This is a genomic window from Arthrobacter ginsengisoli, assembly GCF_031456935.1.
In the GTDB taxonomy this organism is placed as follows: domain Bacteria; phylum Actinomycetota; class Actinomycetes; order Actinomycetales; family Micrococcaceae; genus Arthrobacter; species Arthrobacter ginsengisoli.
The window spans coordinates 50,409-66,419 of the sequence record NZ_JAVDVQ010000001.1; the positions used below are offsets into that span (position 1 = coordinate 50,409).

A 16,011-nucleotide genomic window follows, 5' to 3' on the forward strand; every position below is an offset into this window, starting at 1 on the left:
GGCAGGCGATGATGGATCCATGACGATCGCAAAATCCGTGCTGCTTTTCATCCTCGCTGCTGCCGCCGAAATTGGTGGGGCCTGGCTGGTCTGGCAGGCCGTGCGGGAGGACAAGTCCTGGTGGTGGGCGGGGTTCGGCGTCATCGCCCTGGGCATTTATGGATTTGTTGCGACACTTCAGCCTGACGCGCACTTTGGCCGCATCCTGGCTGCCTACGGTGGGGTGTTCGTGGCCGGATCTCTTGCCTGGGGCATGGTCTTCGACGGTTTCCGCCCCGACCGATGGGATGTGTTGGGTTCCGTGGTCTGCCTTGCGGGTGTCGGCATCATTATGTTCGCGCCGCGGAACGTCGGCTGAATTGGTGTCCCGGTCGCCCCAGGCGCGGGGTCACAGGGCCGCCAGGAGCCCGGCTGTCTGCTCCAAGGCGCCGGGGACCAGGGAGTAGTAGGCCCACGTGCCGCGCTTCTCGCGGTGCAGGAGACCCGCGTCGACCAGGATCTTCAGGTGGTGGGAGACTGTGGGCTGGCCCAGGTCCAGCGGTTCGGTCAGGTCGCACACGCAGGATTCACCGGAGGGATCGGCCTTGACGATGGAGAGCAGCCTTAGCCGGTTCGGATCGGCCAGCGCCTTGAAGACCAGGGCTTTCTGCTTCGCCTCCTCGGCGCCCAGGGCAGGGGGTCCTGCGGGGGCGCAGCAGGTGTCATCCGGGGCGGGATCGAGTACAGGCAGCGAGTTCATATAGCCATTATGCCTTGATATTGATACACATCAATATGTTGGTGGGGCCGGGTTCAACGCGGCGCAGCGTCGATTACACCGAGACGCCTACCGTCTGCCCGCCAAGTACGGCGGAGGCTAGGAGATGGCCCGTTCGGCACCGCGGGTCAGGACGACGTCGTCTGCGGTGCGGGCCGCGGCGGGGAACAGGATCAGGAGGAGGCCAAGGCCTACTGCCGCGCCGATCAGCTGCGCCACGACGAAGCCGGGAACGGAGGCCGGGGCAATGCCGGCGAACGTGTCACTGAAGATGCGGCCCACCGTCACGGCCGGGTTCGCGAACGACGTCGAGGACGTGAACCAGTACGCTGCTCCGATGTAGGCGCCGACCGCGGGAGCGGCGAGGACGCCCCGCTTGGTGGCCGCCAGGGCGAAGACCAGCAGGATGAGCCCGGCAGTGGCGATAACCTCGCCCAGCAGATGCCCGGGGGTGGCGCGCTCCGTGGCGGAGATGGAAGTGCCCACCTCAAACATGGCGTTGGCGACCACGCTGCCGCCGACCGCCCCCGCGGTCTGCGCCACCACATAGGCGCCAAGTTCCGGAAGGGCCAAGCCGGTGCCGCTGCGCCGGCCCAGGATCCAGTCGGCGAGGGAGACCACGGGGTTGAAGTGCGCGCCGCTCACGGGTCCGAGCACCAGGATCAGGACCGTCAGGCCCAGTACCGTGGCGGTGCTGTTCTGGAGGAGCTGCAGGCCAACGTCATTGGGGGAGAGTTGCTGTGCGGCGATCCCGGAGCCGACGACGATGGTCACGAGCAGGCTGGTGCCAAGCAGTTCGGCGACGGCACGGCGCCAGAGCGGAGGTTGTTGAGAAGTCATGCGAACAGCTTGACTCAAGATATTTACTCAGTCAAAATTGAACCAATGAATACTGACCCAGTTGAAGTCTTTCGGGCGCGGGTCGCCAAGCATGCGGCCCTCGCGGATCCTGCGCGGCTTCGAATCGTGGACCTGCTGACCGTGGGAGATCTTTCCCCGACGGAGCTGCAGGCAGAGCTGGGGATGCCGTCAAACCTGCTGTCCCACCATCTGCGCGCGCTGGAAGGCGCGGGCCTGGCGACCCGCCACCGTTCGGAGGCGGATAAGCGCCGCAGCTACATCCGGCTCGCCGCAGGGGCACTGGAAGGACTGACTCCCGGCTGCGAACACGGAGCCCGCCGCGTTCTCTTCGTCTGCACCCGGAACAGCGCCCGGTCCCAGCTGGCCGTCGCACTCTGGAACCAGGTCAGCGAAATCCCCTCGACCTCCGCGGGTACGCACCCTGCGGACCGCATCGCACCCGGCGCCATTGATGTCGCACGCCGCCACGGCGTCGCTCTCGCGGACCTTCCCCCGCGCCGGCTGGATGAGGTGGCGCACGATGAAGACTTCGTCGTGACCGTGTGCGACAACGCCCACGAGGAAATCCCCAACCTGGGAGGGGTTCACTGGTCCGTTCCGGATCCGCTCCGACTGAACACCGAGGACGCCTTCGAGGGCGCCTTCACTGACATCGCCCGCCGCATCAGCGACCTCGCACCCCGGCTGCACGCCGCCTAGAACCCGAAGCCCGCAAATATTGACAAGTATCGATCTGTTGTTCGATACTTCATGCATCGACAAACATCAATGTCTAGTCAGTGGTGCGGGGACGACGACCTCATCAAAACCGATCCACACCCGACTGATTCCAGGAGAAACCCCGTGAGCACCGAAACCGCCAAGAAGCCCTCCGTCCTCTTCGTCTGCGTCCACAACGCCGGCCGCTCCCAGATGGCCGCGGCCTTCCTCACCACCCTCGGCGAAGGACGGATCGAGGTCCGCTCCGCCGGCTCCCAGCCCGCGGACACGGTCAACCCGGCCGCCGTGGCGGCCATGGCCGAACTCGGGATCGACATGTCCGCCGAAATCCCCAGGATCCTCACCACCGAGGCCGTGAAGGAATCCGACGTCGTCATCACCATGGGTTGCGGCGATGAATGCCCGTACTTCCCCGGCAAGCGCTACGAGGATTGGGTCCTGGAGGACCCGGCAGGGCAGGGTGTGGACTCGGTCCGCCCGATCCGGGACGAGATCAGGACCCGCATCGAGGCGCTGATCGCGTCTCTCACGCCCGTCGCCAAGTAACCCGTACCGGGCACCAGGAGTCTTTTCGTGAACACTGATCAGCTGATCATCATCGGGTCCGGCCCTGCCGGCTACACCGCGGCGATCTACGCTGCCCGGGCCGGGCTGAAGCCCCTGGTCCTGGCCGGTGCGGTCACCGCGGGCGGTGCCCTGATGAACACCACCGAGGTCCGGCTCACCGGTCACCTCAAGCGTGTGGTCACCGGCGCCGGCGGGACCCATGAGGCGCCCGCCGTCATCCTCGCCACGGGCTCGGCCTACAAGGAACTCGGCCTGCCGGAAGAGAAGAAGTTCAGCGGCCACGGGCTCTCCTGGTGCGCCACCTGCGACGGGTTCTTCTTCCGCGGGCAGGACATCATGGCCCAGCGCGCCAAGGACAACCCCAAAATCCGTTTCGCCTGGAACTCCGCCGTCACCAGGATCCATGGCGAATCCAAGGTCACCGGCGTCACCCTGACCGACACCCGCACCGGCGAAACCCGGGAACACGGGGCGACCGGGATCTTCGTCGCGATCGGCCACCTCCCGCGCACCGAACTCGTCATCGGGCAGGTGGAGCTCGACGCCGAGGGATACATCAAGGTCGACGCGCCCACCACGGTCACCAACCTCTCCGGCGTCTTCGCCTGCGGGGACTGCGCCGCCGCCCTGGACGCCGAACGCTACCTCGCCGCACTGGACGACGCCGACAGCATCGCCACCGCCCTGGTCGAGGAACCCACCCACGCCTGACGCCGAACGGAGAGGGGGTGAGCTGAATGAAGACAGGATGCTGCAGTGACCCGGGCTGCTGCGACGACTGCCCGGATGACATGCCGGACTGCTGCTGACACCCTCCCGCCTGCCGGCCCCACCAGGGACCGGCAGGTGCCGCCCAAAAGAACCGCCGCACCTACGGATAATACAGAGGACACTATGGATTCAGCGAAGAACCTTCCCGTTGCCGTGATCGGCGCCGGCCCGGTGGGCCTGGCCGCCGCGGCCCACCTGATCGAACGCGGCCTCGAGCCGCTGATCTTCGAAGCCGGGCCCTCCGCGGGTGCGGCCATCGAGCAGTGGCGCCACATCCGGCTGTTCTCGCCGTGGCGGTTCAACATCGACGACGCCGCCGTCCGCCTGCTCGAAGCCGCCGGCTGGGAACCGCCCCGGCCCACCGCCCTTCCCTACGGCGGAGAACTCATCGACCGGTACCTTGCCCCGCTTGCCGCGCTCCCGGCCATCGGCTCGCGGCTGCAGACCGGCGCGCGGGTCCTTGCCGTGAGCCGCGCCGGGATGGACAAGACCCACACCCGTAACCGCGAGGGCACACCGTTCGTCGTCCGCGTCGAGCATGCCGACGGAGAAACCCGCGACCACACCGTAGCCGGGGTCATTGACGCCTCCGGCACTTGGTCCACCCGCAACCCGCTGGGCACCTCGGGGCTCCCCGCCATCGGCGAAGACTCCGCCGCGGACCGGATCTCCTCCCCGCTCCCGGACGTCACCGGCAAGGACCGTACCGCGTTCGCCGGCCGTCGGGTCCTGGTGGTCGGGGCCGGGCACTCCGCCGCGAACACCCTGATCAACCTCGCCGACCTTGCCAAGGACAAACCGGCCACCCGGATCCTCTGGGCGGTCCGCGGCGCATCCGCCGCGAAGGTCTACGGCGGCGGCGACGCCGACGGGCTGCCCGCCCGCGGCCAGCTTGGCGCCCGCCTGCGCCGCCTCGTCGAAGCCGGCACCATCGGACTACACACCCGATTTGGCATTGCATCATTGAAGTCCTTGGATTCCGGCGTGACCGTCGGGTCCGTGGACGGCCGGACGCTCGAGGCCGACGTCGTTGTTCCCTGCACCGGCTTCCGCCCGGACCTGGACATCCTGCGCGAACTCCGGCTGGACCTGGACCCCGCCGTCGAAGCACCCACCGAACTGGGCCCACTCATCGACCCGGAATTCCACTCCTGCGGCACCGTCCCGCCGCACGGTGCAGCTCTGCTGGCCCACCCGGACAAAGACTTCTACATCGTCGGAATGAAGTCCTACGGGAGGGCGCCGACGTTCCTGCTCGCCACCGGCTACGAACAGGTCCGCTCCGTCGCCGCCGCCCTGGCCGGGGACCACGAAGCTGCTGACACCGTCCAGCTCGAACTCCCCGAAACCGGCGTCTGCTCCTCCGACGCCGGCACCAGCTGCGACGTCCCGGCAGCCGCCGCCGTGGCATCGGAGTCCTCGTGCTGCGCGGCTCCGGAACCGGTGCTCGTCGGATTCCCCACCGGACTGTCCCACGGCCGCTCCAGCGACAACAACTGAAGCGGACTTCCCATCCATGAACTCTGGAGTGCTGAAATGACCGAACACCACGAAAACCGGTATGAAACCAGCCGGGGGCTACGGGAGAACACCGAACTGCTGCACCGCATCAGCAACCGCCTCACCGACAAGTTCGCGGGCATCTTCGCCGCCGAAACCGTAGAACGCTATGTGTTCGAGACGTACACGGCCCTGGCCCGTACCGCGAAGATCACCGCCCACCTTCCGGCCACCACCGAACACTTCGCCAACGACCGGCTTACCGCGCTGGCCAAATCCAAGGGCGCAGTCGCCGCCGAGGTCCCCGAAGTCCTGTTTGTCTGCGCGCAGAACGCAGGCCGCTCCCAGATGGCCGCAGCCCTGCTCACCGTCGAGGCCAAGGGCCTGATCCACGTCCGGTCCGCGGGGTCCCTGCCGGCGGCCGAGCTGGACCCCGCCGTCGTCGCAGCGATGTCCGAAATGGGACTGGACCTGACCAGGGACTACCCCAAACCACTCACGGACGACGTCGTGCGCGCCTCGGACGTGGTGATTACGATGGGCTGCGGCGACTCCTGCCCGATCTACCCCGGCAAACGCTACGAGGACTGGGAGCTGGCAGACCCGGCCGGGCTGCCCGTTGCGGCCGTGCGGATCATCCGCGACGAGATCCACGACCGGGTCAAGGAACTGGCCGCATCACTGCTCCACAACCCCAGCTCAGACAAGGAAGAATCAAACGTATGACCGCGACCACGAAAACACCCCGCATCCTGTTCGTCTGCAGCAAGAACGGCGGAAAATCCCAGCTCGCCGCGGGACTGATGCGCCAGCTCGCCAACGGAGCCGTCACCGTCTCCTCCGCCGGCACGAAACCCGGTCATTCCCTCAACCCCCAGGCCGTGGAGTCCCTGACCGAACTCGGCATCGACATCAGCGGCGAACACCCCAAGCCCGTCTCCGGCGAGGTCCTGGACGCTGTCGACGTCGTCATCGTCCTTGGCACCGAAGCCAAGCTCGAACCACACGAAGGCACCCGCTTTGAAGTCTGGGAAACGGACGAGCCCTCCGAACGCGGCATCGAAGGCATGGAACGCATGCGACTGGTCCGGGACGACATCAAGTTCCGGGTCCGGAAACTGCATGCGGAGCTGACCGGGAACTAGGCCATGCCCGGCCCGGCGATATCCCCGTTCACAGCGCGCTGCGCCAGAGGCCCCCATGCCGGATGAAGGATGGCCGGACGGACCGATCGTGCTGGGCGTCGGGTGGATGTGCCCAGAGCACCTGATCCGCATCGCTGCCGGCATCGCCGCCGATCTGGGACAACACCTTGTCTGCGCATTCGTGGATCCCGCCAGTTACCTGACGGAATGGGAGCCGGAGGACCAACGAACGGCTCTCTCACTGGACCCGACCGTCAATGAAGAGTCCGACTTCCCATCCGGGCAGCTGCAACAGAAGCTGGAATCCGTTCTCGGACCGCCCGGAGCGACGTGGTCCTTCCGCGTGCTCAATGGCGATGTCGCCAAAGCCCTCAGCCGCCTGGCAGAGAATACCGATGCGTCCCTGCTGGTTGTCGGCGCCGATCGGCAAGGATCCTTGGCCTGGGTGGACAGGCTCCTCGAAGGATCCGTATCCGCATCGCTGATCCAAAGTCAGCAGCGCCCGGTACTCGTTGTCCCCGACAACAGATAACGAGGATAAACGGCTGCGGGGTCACACTGACACAAAAGGCCCGGGTGGCTTCCGGGGACCTCCGCACACATGTGGTCGAGCAAGAGAAAAAGCAATGAAGACGAGGATCCAATAAATAATCGTCAAATGACGATTAATAGGCTACGGTTGAAGCATGATCACGACATTCGCCAAGTTCCCGCAGGGCTGGACCTCCTACTCCCGGGCCGCCGGGATGCGCTTCTCCGCCGGGGAATGCCACATCACGACCGACAAGGTCGTGGACGGCGAAACCCCGCTGTACTTCTACCTCACCGGCGCCGACGCCAACGACTTCGTCACCGCAGGCATGTGGATCGACTACGCCCACCAGGCCGGCCACAAGGTCACGGCCCTGATCCCGTACCTGCCCGGAGCGCGCCAGGACCGCAACGCCCCGTTCGGAGCCAAGGTTTACGCCAACCTGATCAACGCCCTGGACGCCGACGAAGTCATCTGTTTCGACCCGCACTCCGAGGTCATGCCGTCATTCGTGAACAACCTGCGCGTCGTCTACTCCGACACGGTCATCCGGAAAGTCCTCCGCAAGAGCCTCGGCGAGTATGCCGGGGTCATCTGCCCGGACCAGGGAGCCCACGCCCGCACCGAAAAAGTCGCCGCCGCACTGGGTCTGCCCGTCTACTACGCCAAGAAGCACCGCGACTTCACCACCGGCAAGCTCTCCGGCTTCGAATGCGAGGCACTCCCGGTAACCGGCAAGTTCCTCGTCGTCGACGACATCTGCGACGGCGGCGGCACCTTCCGCGGCCTCGCTGCAGCGACCGGCCTCCCAAAGGAACGCCTCGACCTTTGGGTCAGCCACGGCGTCTTCTCCGGCAACGCCGCCGCCCTGAACGAGCACTACGGCACCATCTTCACCACCGACTCCCACCCCGGCGCCACCAACCCCGCAGTCGGGGCCCGCGTCTCACCCCTCATCCACCACCTTCTGGAAGGCCGCATCTAACATGAGCACCGCCACCGCCACCCGCATCACCGCCCCGTCCGTCACCGCCGCCCTGTTCGAGACCGACGCCTACAAGCTGGGCCACCGCGATCTCTACCCGGCGGGCACCACCGGGATCCTGAGCAACTACACCAACCGCGGTTCCCGCATCGACGGCGTCACCAAGGTCGTCCACTTCGGCCTCCAGGCGTTCCTGCAGTCATACTGCACCGAGGCGTTCGCACCGTTCTTTGCCGCAGGTGAGGACGAGGCTGTCGCAGAGTACGAAGCGGTCCTCGAATCGATCCTCGGCCCGAACGGGATTGCGGCGGACCACATCCGGGCACTGCACCGCGTCGGCTACCTGCCGCTGATCTTCCGGGCCGTCCCGGAAGGCACCCGCGTCCCGCTGCGCGTCCCGACCTTCACGATCGAAAACACCCAGCCGGAGTTCTTCTGGCTGGTCAACTACATCGAGACGGTCCTCTCCGCCGCCGTCTGGCACCCGTCCACCACGGCCACCATCGCCGACAGCTACCGCACCGTCCTGGACGACGCCGCCGACCTCACCGGCGTCGACCGCGCCGCCGTGAACTGGCAACTGCACGACTTCTCCTACCGGGGCATGTCCGGCACCGGCTCGGCGGCCGCCAGCGGCGCCGGCCACCTGCTCTCCTTCACCGGCAGCGACTCTCTGGCCACCATCGACTGGGTCAACCGCTACTACCCGTCCGAGGCCGGTACGGACAACGGACTGGTCCTCGGCTCCGTCCCCGCTACCGAGCATTCCGTGATGTGCGCCGGCATCAGCGAATCCAGCGAACTCGAAACCTTCGAGCGCATCCTGGACAAGCACAAGTCCGGCATCGTCTCCGTCGTCTCCGACACCGACGATTTCTTCCAGGTCCTGAACGTCATCCTCCCGGCCCTCAAGACCCGGATCATGGAGCGCGACGGCAAGCTCGTCATCCGCCCCGACTCCGGCGACCCGGCCGACATCATCTGCGGCACCATGTCCCGCCCCGGCGCCATCTTCACCACCCAGGTCCGCACCATGGAACACGACCCGGAATTCTACGGGGCCATCCAGCTGCTCTGGAACGCCTTCGGCGGCACCACCAACGCCAAGGGCTACAAGGTCCTCGACTCCCACATCGGCCTCATCTATGGCGACTCGATCACCATCGACCGCGCCAAGGACATCTGGACCCGCCTGGAATCCCTGGGCTTCGCCTCCGAGAACATCGTCTTCGGCGTCGGCTCCTACTCCTACCAGTACGTCACCCGCGACACCTTCGCCTCCGCCATCAAGGCCACCTGGGCGAAAATCAACGAGGTCGAGCACAACCTGCTCAAGGACCCCAAGACCGACAGCGGCACCAAGAAGTCCGCCACCGGACGCCTGGCCGTGACCCGCAACGCCGACGGCGAGCTCGCACTGATCGAAAAGGCCACTCCGGAGCAGGAAGCCGAATCCCTGCTCCAGCCGGTCTGGGCCAACGGCGAATTCATCCGCCGCCAGTCCTTCGCCGACGTCCGCGCAGTCCTGGGCAATATCGCCTGACCATGGAAACCGCCATGCCGGACCCGCTGAGCACCGCCCAGCGGCTGGCCAACGCAGAGAGGGAGCTGGAGCTGTTCGAGCGCCAGCCCCCTCTCGGTGCCCGGGCCTACATCGCCGGCCGCAACTCCCGGCGCGAAATCATCGCCGAACTTAGAGAAGAATTGGACGCATGAACACGAACCTCCCGCAGCAGCCCCTCGTGTCCATCGACACGGTGGCCCTGGTCCTCCGGGACGGGCACTGGAGCGTGATCCTGGGCATCCGTGAGTTCGAACCCTACGCAGGCCAGGCCGCCCTTCCCGGCGTGCTCCTGCGCCCTATGGAGCGACTCGAAGAGGCAGCGCTTCGGGCGCTGTCGACCAAGGTCAACGTCGCTGAGGAGAGCGTCCTGTTCCTGATGAACACCGGAGCCTTCGACAACCCGGACCGCGATCCCCGCGGACCGACCCTGTCAATCGCCCACGTCGCCGTGATCGACCCCGAAGGCGAGCCGGAGGGCGTCGTCCACCACCTCCTGACAGGCAACGTGGAGCTGCCCTTCGACCACTCCGCCATCGTTATGTCTGCCGCCAAGGCGGTCCTGGATGCCCTCTGGATCAACGAGCCGCTCACCCGGGCCCTGCTGGGGGAGAAGTTCAGCACGGCAGACGTAGCACGCCTCATGCGCGAACTCTCCGTCGCCGCCTTGGAGGGTGAACCCGACACTTCCAACCTTGGCAGGGAGCTGGCCAGAAAACCCTGCCTTGCCAAGGCCGGCGCTCCGGCAGCGCCTGTCGGGAAAGGCCGCCCTGCCGCGGCATGGTCCTGGGCCTCGGCATGATCTGCTCCGAAACCCTGGACTGACTTCCGGAACCGGCGCCAGCCGCCGGATGCTGATGGTGACGCGCACCGCTGCATATGTAGGCATAAGAGAGAGCATCAGCGCTGCCGGGCAGAAGCAGCCTCTCACGGCGTGCTGTGTAGTCTTCGAGAACGACATTGGGGGATTTCATGACTAACTATCGCGACTTTAGCGAAGCCAGGGCCGCTGCGGCCCTCCAGGAGTATCTCGACGAGCGCGGCCCGGCCCTGGAGCGGCTCCGGGAGCGGTTGGTGGCCGACGGCCAGGATCCGGCTGTCGTCCTCGACGGCACTCCTGAGAGCCTCGTTCCCTTGTGGCGCTGGATGCTGTCCCGCTTCACGCGCCAGGACGCCCCCGGCGCTACCGACCCCAACTCCGTGCCTCCGGAGGAGGTGCCGTCATGGGACCGGTACCTACCCGGGAAGGAGTCGATCCTGTCCCTGGAGTCGCTGACGCTCATCGACGGGCTGGTGTCCTACCTCGCCGAAGTCGTGCAGGCGCGTTCGCCGCTGGCCCGCTGGGAGTTCGCACGCCATCGCATCAAGGGCTACCTGCTCAACAAGCACCCGGTCCTGGTCAGCGGAACGGGTGAGACCCACAACTTCCTGCCCTCGTTGCCCCTGATCGACGCGCGCGGTGTCCTTCACGGGGCGCGGGAGTCGAGGGACGACACGATGGCGGACCACGCGCGGCGGCTCATCGACCAGCTGAACGGGCCCGGAGAAAACACCGACTGGCTGATGGAGCCGGAGCCTCCGTTCGAGGTGGATGAAGTCAATGACGAATCGGGCGGGTACGACTTCGAGATCGGCCTGAGCGACGAGATCGCCCACGTCTATTCATTCAAGGTCGATCTGCTGGTCCGCAAGCTATCCCGTGAGGGCGGCGTCCTCGAGGTCCTCCGCGAGGACCGTGATGTCATCCTGGTGCGGGCGCCGTCGTGGAGCGCCGGCGAGCTCGAGACGTGGCTCGCACCGCGCCTCAGGACCGGGTGGATCTCCACCTGGATGCGTCGGTTCCGGCAGGAGTAAGCAGGCGGCCCATGCCCGCCTGATCGTCTCGGCTGACTCTTTTCCGGACCCCATAGGAAATATTGTTCTGATTGGGTGCTCTTCCCGCAGGACCGACCAACCAGTCAAGGTATTGCAGAAATATCTTGCAGATTCAGGGCTTGTAGGGAATGGTTAGCGGCACGAGTGCTGTAATCAGCAACATATTTCAGAAAGGCATTTTGCTTGGAGGACATTCCGGCCATCGGTGTCACTATCCGTCGAGCCCGCAAAGAGGCCGGCATCACGCAGGAAACGCTGGCCGATCTGGTCGGCACGTCTTCGCGCACCATTCACGCCATCGAAACGGGGACGGGAAATCCTTCCCTCGTTACCGTTGTTGCGGCCGCCAACGCGGTGGGGCTGCACCTGAAGGCTGCCGATGACTGAGGACCTGGGCCGCCTGAAATTCGTCCGCAGCGCTGACGTGTACAAGGCCGGGGCATTGGCCGGCCACCTGGACCGGACAGACCGTGGCAGCGTCATCTTTTCCTACACACCTGATTACCTCGGACCAGGCGCCCGCGCCGTCGCCACGACACTGCCGCTCACCGAGGACGCAGTGGAAGCGCCAAGCGGTGCATTGCCGTCCTTCTTCTCTGGCCTCCTGCCCGAAGGCCACCGTCTCACCATCCTGAAGAATGCCGTGAAGACAAGCCTGGGCGATGAACTGAGCCTTCTCCTGGCCGTTGGGGCTGATGTTCCCGGAGACGTCCAGATCGTTCCGGCAGGGGAGCGGCCCGCCGAGCCCCCGCCGTTGGCGGACACGTCCCGCCCGGAGGACCTCGACTTCGCCATCCTTGCTGAAACAGTGGATCCGCACGGGCTGCCAGGGGTTCAGGCCAAGGCCAGCGCCTCCATGCTGACGACGCCGCTGGCAATGGCGAACCGCCGCTACCTGCTCAAACTGGATCCGCCCCGGCACCCACACCTGGTCATCAACGAAGCAGCCCACCTCACCGCGGCAAAGGCCCTGAAAATTCCCGTAGCAAGGCACAGCGTCGTCACGGACCGAAACGGGCTACCAGGACTGCTGGTGGAGAGGTTCGACCGCACCCAGGACGACGGCCTGCAGCGGCTGGCCCTGGAAGACGCCGCGCAGGTTTTGAACCTTCCACCGGCATCAAAGTATGCCGTGAGCTCCGAGGAAGCCGTCCTGGCATTGGCCGGGCTCTGCAAAGCGAAAGCCGTCGCCGTCAGGAACCTCTATCTGCAGTTCGTGTTTGCCTGGCTGACCGGAAACGGGGACCTGCACGCCAAGAACGCCTCGATACTGGAGGACCAGCGCGGCGGCTGGGTCGTGTCCCCTGTCTACGACATCCCGTGCACCCTGCTGTACGGCGACGACAGCATGGCCCTCACCATCGACGGGAAGGTCAAAGGCCTCAAGGCCAGGCATTGGCAGGAGTTCGCCGCCAGCATCGGCCTCCCAGAACGAGCCGCCACCGCCGCCAACAAGACAGCCCTTTCCGCAGCCCAGACCGTCGACCTGAGCGCCCTGCCGTTCGCCGGGTCACCCCTGAACGGTGCGTTGCGGGAACTGCGGTTCCGCCGCTCCGAGCTGGCGGCCTGACGGAGGCGCCTGAAGGATCGGATTTCCGCCGACGATAAGCAGCGAGCGTTTTCTGTCGTCGAGGTAAGCCACAACACCGGAGCCCGCATGGATGGGACAGAAAAAGACCCCTGGAATCCTTGGATTCCAGGGGTCTTCCCGTTGTGCGCGGAGGGGGACTTGAACCCCCACCCCCTTTCGAGGACTAGCACCTCAAGCTAGCGCGTCTGCCATTCCGCCACCCGCGCAGGTGGTATTCGGTGAACCTTTTCGCCTTTCAGCGTTTCGGTTTTCTCCGAAGCAGCGAGAAAGACTCTAGCATGAAGTTTCCCGAAACAAATAATCGGGGCCCGATCGGGCAGGTGGGTAGGCTGAAGCCAGCACGAGAGACGACCCACGAGGAGTGAAGCATGACTGACATCAGGCCCGAGGACGAAGTCGTCAGAATCTGCCAGGAACTGATCCGGATCGACACGTCCAACTACGGGGACGGCTCCGGCCCGGGGGAGCGGGCGGCCGCCGAATACACCGCGGGGCTGATGACCGAGGTGGGGCTCGACGCCGAAATCTTCGAATCCGCCCCGGGCCGTGCCAGCGTGGTGACCCGGCTCGCCGGCGAGGACCCCTCCGCCAGCGCCCTGGTGGTCCACGGGCACCTCGACGTGGTCCCGGCACTCCGCGAGCAGTGGTCGGTGGATCCCTTCGGCGCGGAACTCAAGGACGGCATGATCTGGGGCCGCGGCGCCGTGGACATGAAGGACATGGACGCCATGATCCTCACCGTGCTGCGGAATTTCGCCCGCACCGGACGCAAACCCAAGCGGGACCTGATCTTCGCGTTCTTCGCCGATGAGGAAGCCGGCGGCACCTACGGCGCCCGCTACGCGATCGAGAAGCGGCCCGAACTCTTCGACGGCGCCACCGAGGCCATCTCCGAGGTCGGCGGCTTCTCCGCCACCATCGGCGGCCAGCGCACCTACCTGCTCCAGACCGCCGAAAAGGGCCTGTCCTGGCTGCGCCTCGTCGCCCACGGCCGCGCGGGCCACGGCTCCCAGATCAACACGGACAACGCCGTTACGCGGCTGGCCAGCGCCGTGTCCCGGATCGGGGAATATCGCTGGCCGGTGGAACTGACGCCCACCACCCGTCAGTTCCTGGACGGCGTGACGGAACTCACGGGTGTGGAATTCGATCCCGACGATCCGGAGAAGATCCTCAAGGAGCTCGGGACGGTGGCACGCTTCGTCGGGGCGACCCTGCAGAACACCACCAACCCCACCCTGCTCAAGGGCGGCTACAAGCACAATGTCATCCCCGAATCGGCCGAGGCCCTCATCGACTGCCGGACCCTGCCCGGCCAGGAGGAGCACGTCCTCGAAATCGTCCGCGAACTCGCCGGCAAGGGCGTGGACGTGAGCTACGTCCACAACGACGTCTCGCTGGAGGTGCCCTTCGCCGGGAACCTCGTGGACTCCATGATCGACGCGCTGCGCGCCGAGGACCCGGGCGCCAAAGTCCTGCCCTACACACTGTCCGGCGGCACGGACAACAAGTCCCTGAGCCGGCTCGGCATCACCGGGTACGGCTTCGCGCCGCTCCAGCTCCCGGACGAACTGGACTTCACCGGGATGTTCCACGGCGTGGACGAACGCGTCCCCACCGACTCGCTGAAGTTCGGCGCCCGGGTGCTCGATACCCTGCTCACCAATTACTGACGCCTGGAAGCCCCGCCGATGAGCCCCGAAGCTGCCCTGTCCGACGTCCTGCCCGATGCCCTGCTGGAACGGATCCGCGGCCGCGCCGCCGGCTACGACCGCGACAACGCCTTTTTCCACGAGGATCTGGAGGAGCTGGCCGCAGCCGGCTACCTGAAGATCTTCGTTCCGGCGTCCGACGGCGGACTGGGACTCGGTCTCGCGGCGGCCGCGCAGCTGCAGCGTCGACTGGCGACGGCGGCACCGGCCACCGCGCTGGCCATCAACATGCACCTGGTGTGGACCGGCGTCGCGCAGGTCCTGGCTGCCCGGGGCGACTCCTCGCTCGACTTCGTCCTCCGGGAGGCCGGCCAGGGCGAAATCTTCGCGTTCGGGAACTCGGAGGCGGGGAACGACTCGGTGCTCTTCGACTCCCGCACTGCCGCCGTGCCGCAGGCCGGAGGCGGTTACTCGTTCACCGGGCGCAAGATTTTCACGAGCCTGTCGCCGGCCTGGACCCGGCTGGGGATTTTCGGGAAGGACGCCTCGGCCGGGAACGGCGACGGGCAACTCATCCACGGCTTTCTGAGCAGGGACACTCCGGGGTACGAGGTCCTCGCCGACTGGGACACCCTGGGCATGCGGGCCAGCCAGTCGAACACCACGGTCCTGGACGGTGCTGTGGTGCCCGCGGAACGGATCTTCCGGAAGCTGCCGGTGGGCCCAATTGCGGACCCGCTGATCTTCGCTATCTTCGCCTGCTTCGAGACGCTGCTGGCGGCGGTGTACACGGGCCTCGGTGAGCGGGCCCTCACGCTGGCAGTCGAGGCCGTGACGCGGCGGACATCGTTCAAGAACGGCGGACGCAGCTATGCCCAGGATCCTGATATCCGGTGGAAGGTGGCGGACGCGGCGATGGCGATGGACGCGCTCTACCCCCAGCTGTCCACCGTCACCTCGGACGTCGACGCGCTGGCCGATCATGGGGGGCAGTGGTTCCCTAAGCTGGTCGGCCTGAAAGTCAGTGCGACGGAGACAGCCCGCACAGTCGTGGACCTGGCCATCCGGGTGTCCGGGGGATCCAGCTACTTCCGGGGTTCCGAGCTGGAACGGCTGTACCGGGACGTGCTGGCGGGAATGTTCCACCCCTCCGATGACGAATCAGCGCACAACACGGTGGCCAACGCCTGGCTGGGACCGCTCGAGCCAGGCTGAACCGTCTACACCCTAGACGGTCCGCTGGACCTGGGTGACCCGGCGGCGAAGCCAGAAGCGCCGGCCGCCACCCAAATACAGCACGCTGCGCTCCAGTTCCCACTTCCCGTACTCGGAGTGCTCCACCAGTCGGCGGCGTGCTTCCGGCAGGGAATCCTCAGGACTGACGGTCAGTACGAGGTACTCGTACTGCCTCACATAGTCCCGTTCCCGCCGGACTGAACTGCTGAGAAAATGTTCCTTCATTGCTCTCCATTTTCTACCTTTTCCGGCTAACGT

The 16,011-nt window shown here is 66.1% G+C and carries 20 protein-coding genes and 1 tRNA gene; 17 read left to right on the forward strand and 4 right to left on the reverse strand.

Annotation, left to right across the window (positions count from 1 at the left end):
• The first annotated feature begins 19 nt into the window (after positions 1-19).
• Positions 20-358, forward strand: coding sequence for a YnfA family protein (locus J2X01_RS00245; protein WP_310049364.1), 339 nt, complete (start codon positions 20-22; stop codon positions 356-358).
• Between the two features lie 30 nt (positions 359-388).
• Here J2X01_RS00245 and J2X01_RS00250 read toward each other — a convergent pair whose 3' ends face one another.
• Together J2X01_RS00250 and J2X01_RS00255 are read right to left on the reverse strand one after the other, a co-directional pair.
• The gene (locus J2X01_RS00250; protein WP_310049367.1) at positions 389-739 is read right to left on the reverse strand and encodes an ArsR/SmtB family transcription factor; all 351 of its coding nucleotides are present in this window, start codon (positions 737-739) and stop codon (positions 389-391) included.
• Between the two features lie 117 nt (positions 740-856).
• Positions 857-1,597, reverse strand: a complete 741-nt coding sequence (locus J2X01_RS00255; RefSeq protein WP_310049370.1) for an aquaporin — start codon at positions 1,595-1,597, stop codon at positions 857-859.
• 45 nt (positions 1,598-1,642) lie between these two features.
• Between J2X01_RS00255 and J2X01_RS00260 the strand changes: the two genes are divergently transcribed.
• From J2X01_RS00260 to J2X01_RS00325, 14 genes are all read left to right on the forward strand, one after another.
• Positions 1,643-2,317: an arsenate reductase/protein-tyrosine-phosphatase family protein gene (locus J2X01_RS00260; protein WP_310049371.1), complete on the forward strand. Its 675-nt coding sequence runs from the start codon at positions 1,643-1,645 to the stop codon at positions 2,315-2,317.
• A gap of 144 nt (positions 2,318-2,461) precedes the next feature.
• Positions 2,462-2,884 (forward strand): arsenate reductase ArsC, encoded by a 423-nt coding sequence (locus tag J2X01_RS00265; RefSeq protein WP_310049373.1) that lies wholly within the window; start codon positions 2,462-2,464, stop codon positions 2,882-2,884.
• A gap of 27 nt (positions 2,885-2,911) precedes the next feature.
• Positions 2,912-3,616, forward strand: a complete 705-nt coding sequence (locus J2X01_RS00270) for an NAD(P)/FAD-dependent oxidoreductase (protein ID WP_310049375.1) — start codon at positions 2,912-2,914, stop codon at positions 3,614-3,616.
• A gap of 183 nt (positions 3,617-3,799) precedes the next feature.
• A complete protein-coding gene (locus J2X01_RS00275) occupies positions 3,800-5,176 on the forward strand; it encodes an FAD-dependent oxidoreductase (RefSeq protein WP_310049378.1) in 1,377 nt (458 codons plus the stop codon).
• A gap of 36 nt (positions 5,177-5,212) precedes the next feature.
• Positions 5,213-5,902, forward strand: coding sequence for an arsenate reductase ArsC (locus J2X01_RS00280; protein WP_310049380.1), 690 nt, complete (start codon positions 5,213-5,215; stop codon positions 5,900-5,902).
• Positions 5,899-6,321: an arsenate-mycothiol transferase ArsC gene (locus tag J2X01_RS00285; protein ID WP_310049381.1), complete on the forward strand. Its 423-nt coding sequence runs from the start codon at positions 5,899-5,901 to the stop codon at positions 6,319-6,321. The genes J2X01_RS00280 and J2X01_RS00285 overlap by 4 nt, the downstream gene beginning before the upstream one ends.
• 55 nt (positions 6,322-6,376) lie before the next feature.
• Positions 6,377-6,853 (forward strand): universal stress protein, encoded by a 477-nt coding sequence (locus tag J2X01_RS00290; RefSeq protein ID WP_310049383.1) that lies wholly within the window; start codon positions 6,377-6,379, stop codon positions 6,851-6,853.
• Between the two features lie 154 nt (positions 6,854-7,007).
• Positions 7,008-7,838 carry a ribose-phosphate pyrophosphokinase-like domain-containing protein gene (locus J2X01_RS00295; RefSeq protein ID WP_310049385.1) on the forward strand — a complete coding sequence of 277 codons (831 nt, stop codon included), beginning with the start codon at positions 7,008-7,010 and terminating at the stop codon, positions 7,836-7,838.
• Between the two features lies 1 nt (position 7,839).
• Complete coding sequence (locus J2X01_RS00300; RefSeq protein ID WP_310049388.1) at positions 7,840-9,381, forward strand: nicotinate phosphoribosyltransferase; 1,542 nt, start codon at positions 7,840-7,842, stop codon at positions 9,379-9,381.
• 2 nt (positions 9,382-9,383) lie between these two features.
• Complete coding sequence (locus J2X01_RS00305) at positions 9,384-9,554, forward strand: hypothetical protein (RefSeq protein ID WP_310049391.1); 171 nt, start codon at positions 9,384-9,386, stop codon at positions 9,552-9,554.
• The gene (locus tag J2X01_RS00310) at positions 9,551-10,201 is read left to right on the forward strand and encodes an NUDIX hydrolase (protein ID WP_310049394.1); all 651 of its coding nucleotides are present in this window, start codon (positions 9,551-9,553) and stop codon (positions 10,199-10,201) included. Before J2X01_RS00305 ends, J2X01_RS00310 begins: the two co-directional genes overlap by 4 nt.
• Before the next feature lie 170 nt (positions 10,202-10,371).
• On the forward strand, positions 10,372-11,253 hold the full coding sequence (locus tag J2X01_RS00315) for a hypothetical protein (protein WP_310049395.1): 882 nt from the start codon (positions 10,372-10,374) through the stop codon (positions 11,251-11,253).
• Between the two features lie 204 nt (positions 11,254-11,457).
• A complete protein-coding gene (locus J2X01_RS00320; RefSeq protein WP_310049397.1) occupies positions 11,458-11,661 on the forward strand; it encodes a helix-turn-helix transcriptional regulator in 204 nt (67 codons plus the stop codon).
• Positions 11,654-12,844, forward strand: a complete 1,191-nt coding sequence (locus J2X01_RS00325; protein ID WP_310049400.1) for a type II toxin-antitoxin system HipA family toxin — start codon at positions 11,654-11,656, stop codon at positions 12,842-12,844. The genes J2X01_RS00320 and J2X01_RS00325 overlap by 8 nt, the downstream gene beginning before the upstream one ends.
• Before the next feature lie 144 nt (positions 12,845-12,988).
• Here J2X01_RS00325 and J2X01_RS00330 read toward each other — a convergent pair.
• Positions 12,989-13,071 (reverse strand) — tRNA-Leu (locus J2X01_RS00330).
• A gap of 162 nt (positions 13,072-13,233) precedes the next feature.
• On the opposite strand from J2X01_RS00330, the gene J2X01_RS00335 reads away from it, so the two are divergent.
• A complete protein-coding gene (locus J2X01_RS00335) occupies positions 13,234-14,538 on the forward strand; it encodes a M20/M25/M40 family metallo-hydrolase (protein ID WP_310049402.1) in 1,305 nt (434 codons plus the stop codon).
• Between the two features lie 18 nt (positions 14,539-14,556).
• A complete protein-coding gene (locus J2X01_RS00340) occupies positions 14,557-15,732 on the forward strand; it encodes an acyl-CoA dehydrogenase family protein (protein ID WP_310049404.1) in 1,176 nt (391 codons plus the stop codon).
• 12 nt (positions 15,733-15,744) lie between these two features.
• On the opposite strand, the gene J2X01_RS00345 is transcribed toward J2X01_RS00340, so the two are convergent.
• Positions 15,745-15,978 (reverse strand): DUF5703 family protein, encoded by a 234-nt coding sequence (locus tag J2X01_RS00345; protein WP_024366712.1) that lies wholly within the window; start codon positions 15,976-15,978, stop codon positions 15,745-15,747.
• Between the last annotated feature and the right edge of the window lie 33 nt (positions 15,979-16,011).

Bases quoted from the DNA above. Each gene is read 5' to 3' on its own strand.
- J2X01_RS00245 (WP_310049364.1), top strand. From the start codon at position 20: ATGACGATCGCAAAATCCGTGCTGCTTTTCATCCTCGCTGCTGCCGCC.
- J2X01_RS00250 (WP_310049367.1), bottom strand. From the start codon at position 739: ATGAACTCGCTGCCTGTACTCGATCCCGCCCCGGATGACACCTGCTGC.
- J2X01_RS00255 (WP_310049370.1), bottom strand. From the start codon at position 1,597: ATGACTTCTCAACAACCTCCGCTCTGGCGCCGTGCCGTCGCCGAACTG.
- J2X01_RS00260 (WP_310049371.1), top strand. From the start codon at position 1,643: ATGAATACTGACCCAGTTGAAGTCTTTCGGGCGCGGGTCGCCAAGCAT.
- J2X01_RS00275 (WP_310049378.1), top strand. From the start codon at position 3,800: ATGGATTCAGCGAAGAACCTTCCCGTTGCCGTGATCGGCGCCGGCCCG.
- J2X01_RS00280 (WP_310049380.1), top strand. From the start codon at position 5,213: ATGACCGAACACCACGAAAACCGGTATGAAACCAGCCGGGGGCTACGG.
- J2X01_RS00285 (WP_310049381.1), top strand. From the start codon at position 5,899: ATGACCGCGACCACGAAAACACCCCGCATCCTGTTCGTCTGCAGCAAG.
- J2X01_RS00290 (WP_310049383.1), top strand. From the start codon at position 6,377: ATGCCGGATGAAGGATGGCCGGACGGACCGATCGTGCTGGGCGTCGGG.
- J2X01_RS00295 (WP_310049385.1), top strand. From the start codon at position 7,008: ATGATCACGACATTCGCCAAGTTCCCGCAGGGCTGGACCTCCTACTCC.
- J2X01_RS00300 (WP_310049388.1), top strand. From the start codon at position 7,840: ATGAGCACCGCCACCGCCACCCGCATCACCGCCCCGTCCGTCACCGCC.
- J2X01_RS00305 (WP_310049391.1), top strand. From the start codon at position 9,384: ATGGAAACCGCCATGCCGGACCCGCTGAGCACCGCCCAGCGGCTGGCC.
- J2X01_RS00310 (WP_310049394.1), top strand. From the start codon at position 9,551: ATGAACACGAACCTCCCGCAGCAGCCCCTCGTGTCCATCGACACGGTG.
- J2X01_RS00315 (WP_310049395.1), top strand. From the start codon at position 10,372: ATGACTAACTATCGCGACTTTAGCGAAGCCAGGGCCGCTGCGGCCCTC.
- J2X01_RS00325 (WP_310049400.1), top strand. From the start codon at position 11,654: ATGACTGAGGACCTGGGCCGCCTGAAATTCGTCCGCAGCGCTGACGTG.
- J2X01_RS00335 (WP_310049402.1), top strand. From the start codon at position 13,234: ATGACTGACATCAGGCCCGAGGACGAAGTCGTCAGAATCTGCCAGGAA.
- J2X01_RS00340 (WP_310049404.1), top strand. From the start codon at position 14,557: ATGAGCCCCGAAGCTGCCCTGTCCGACGTCCTGCCCGATGCCCTGCTG.
- J2X01_RS00345 (WP_024366712.1), bottom strand. From the start codon at position 15,978: ATGAAGGAACATTTTCTCAGCAGTTCAGTCCGGCGGGAACGGGACTAT.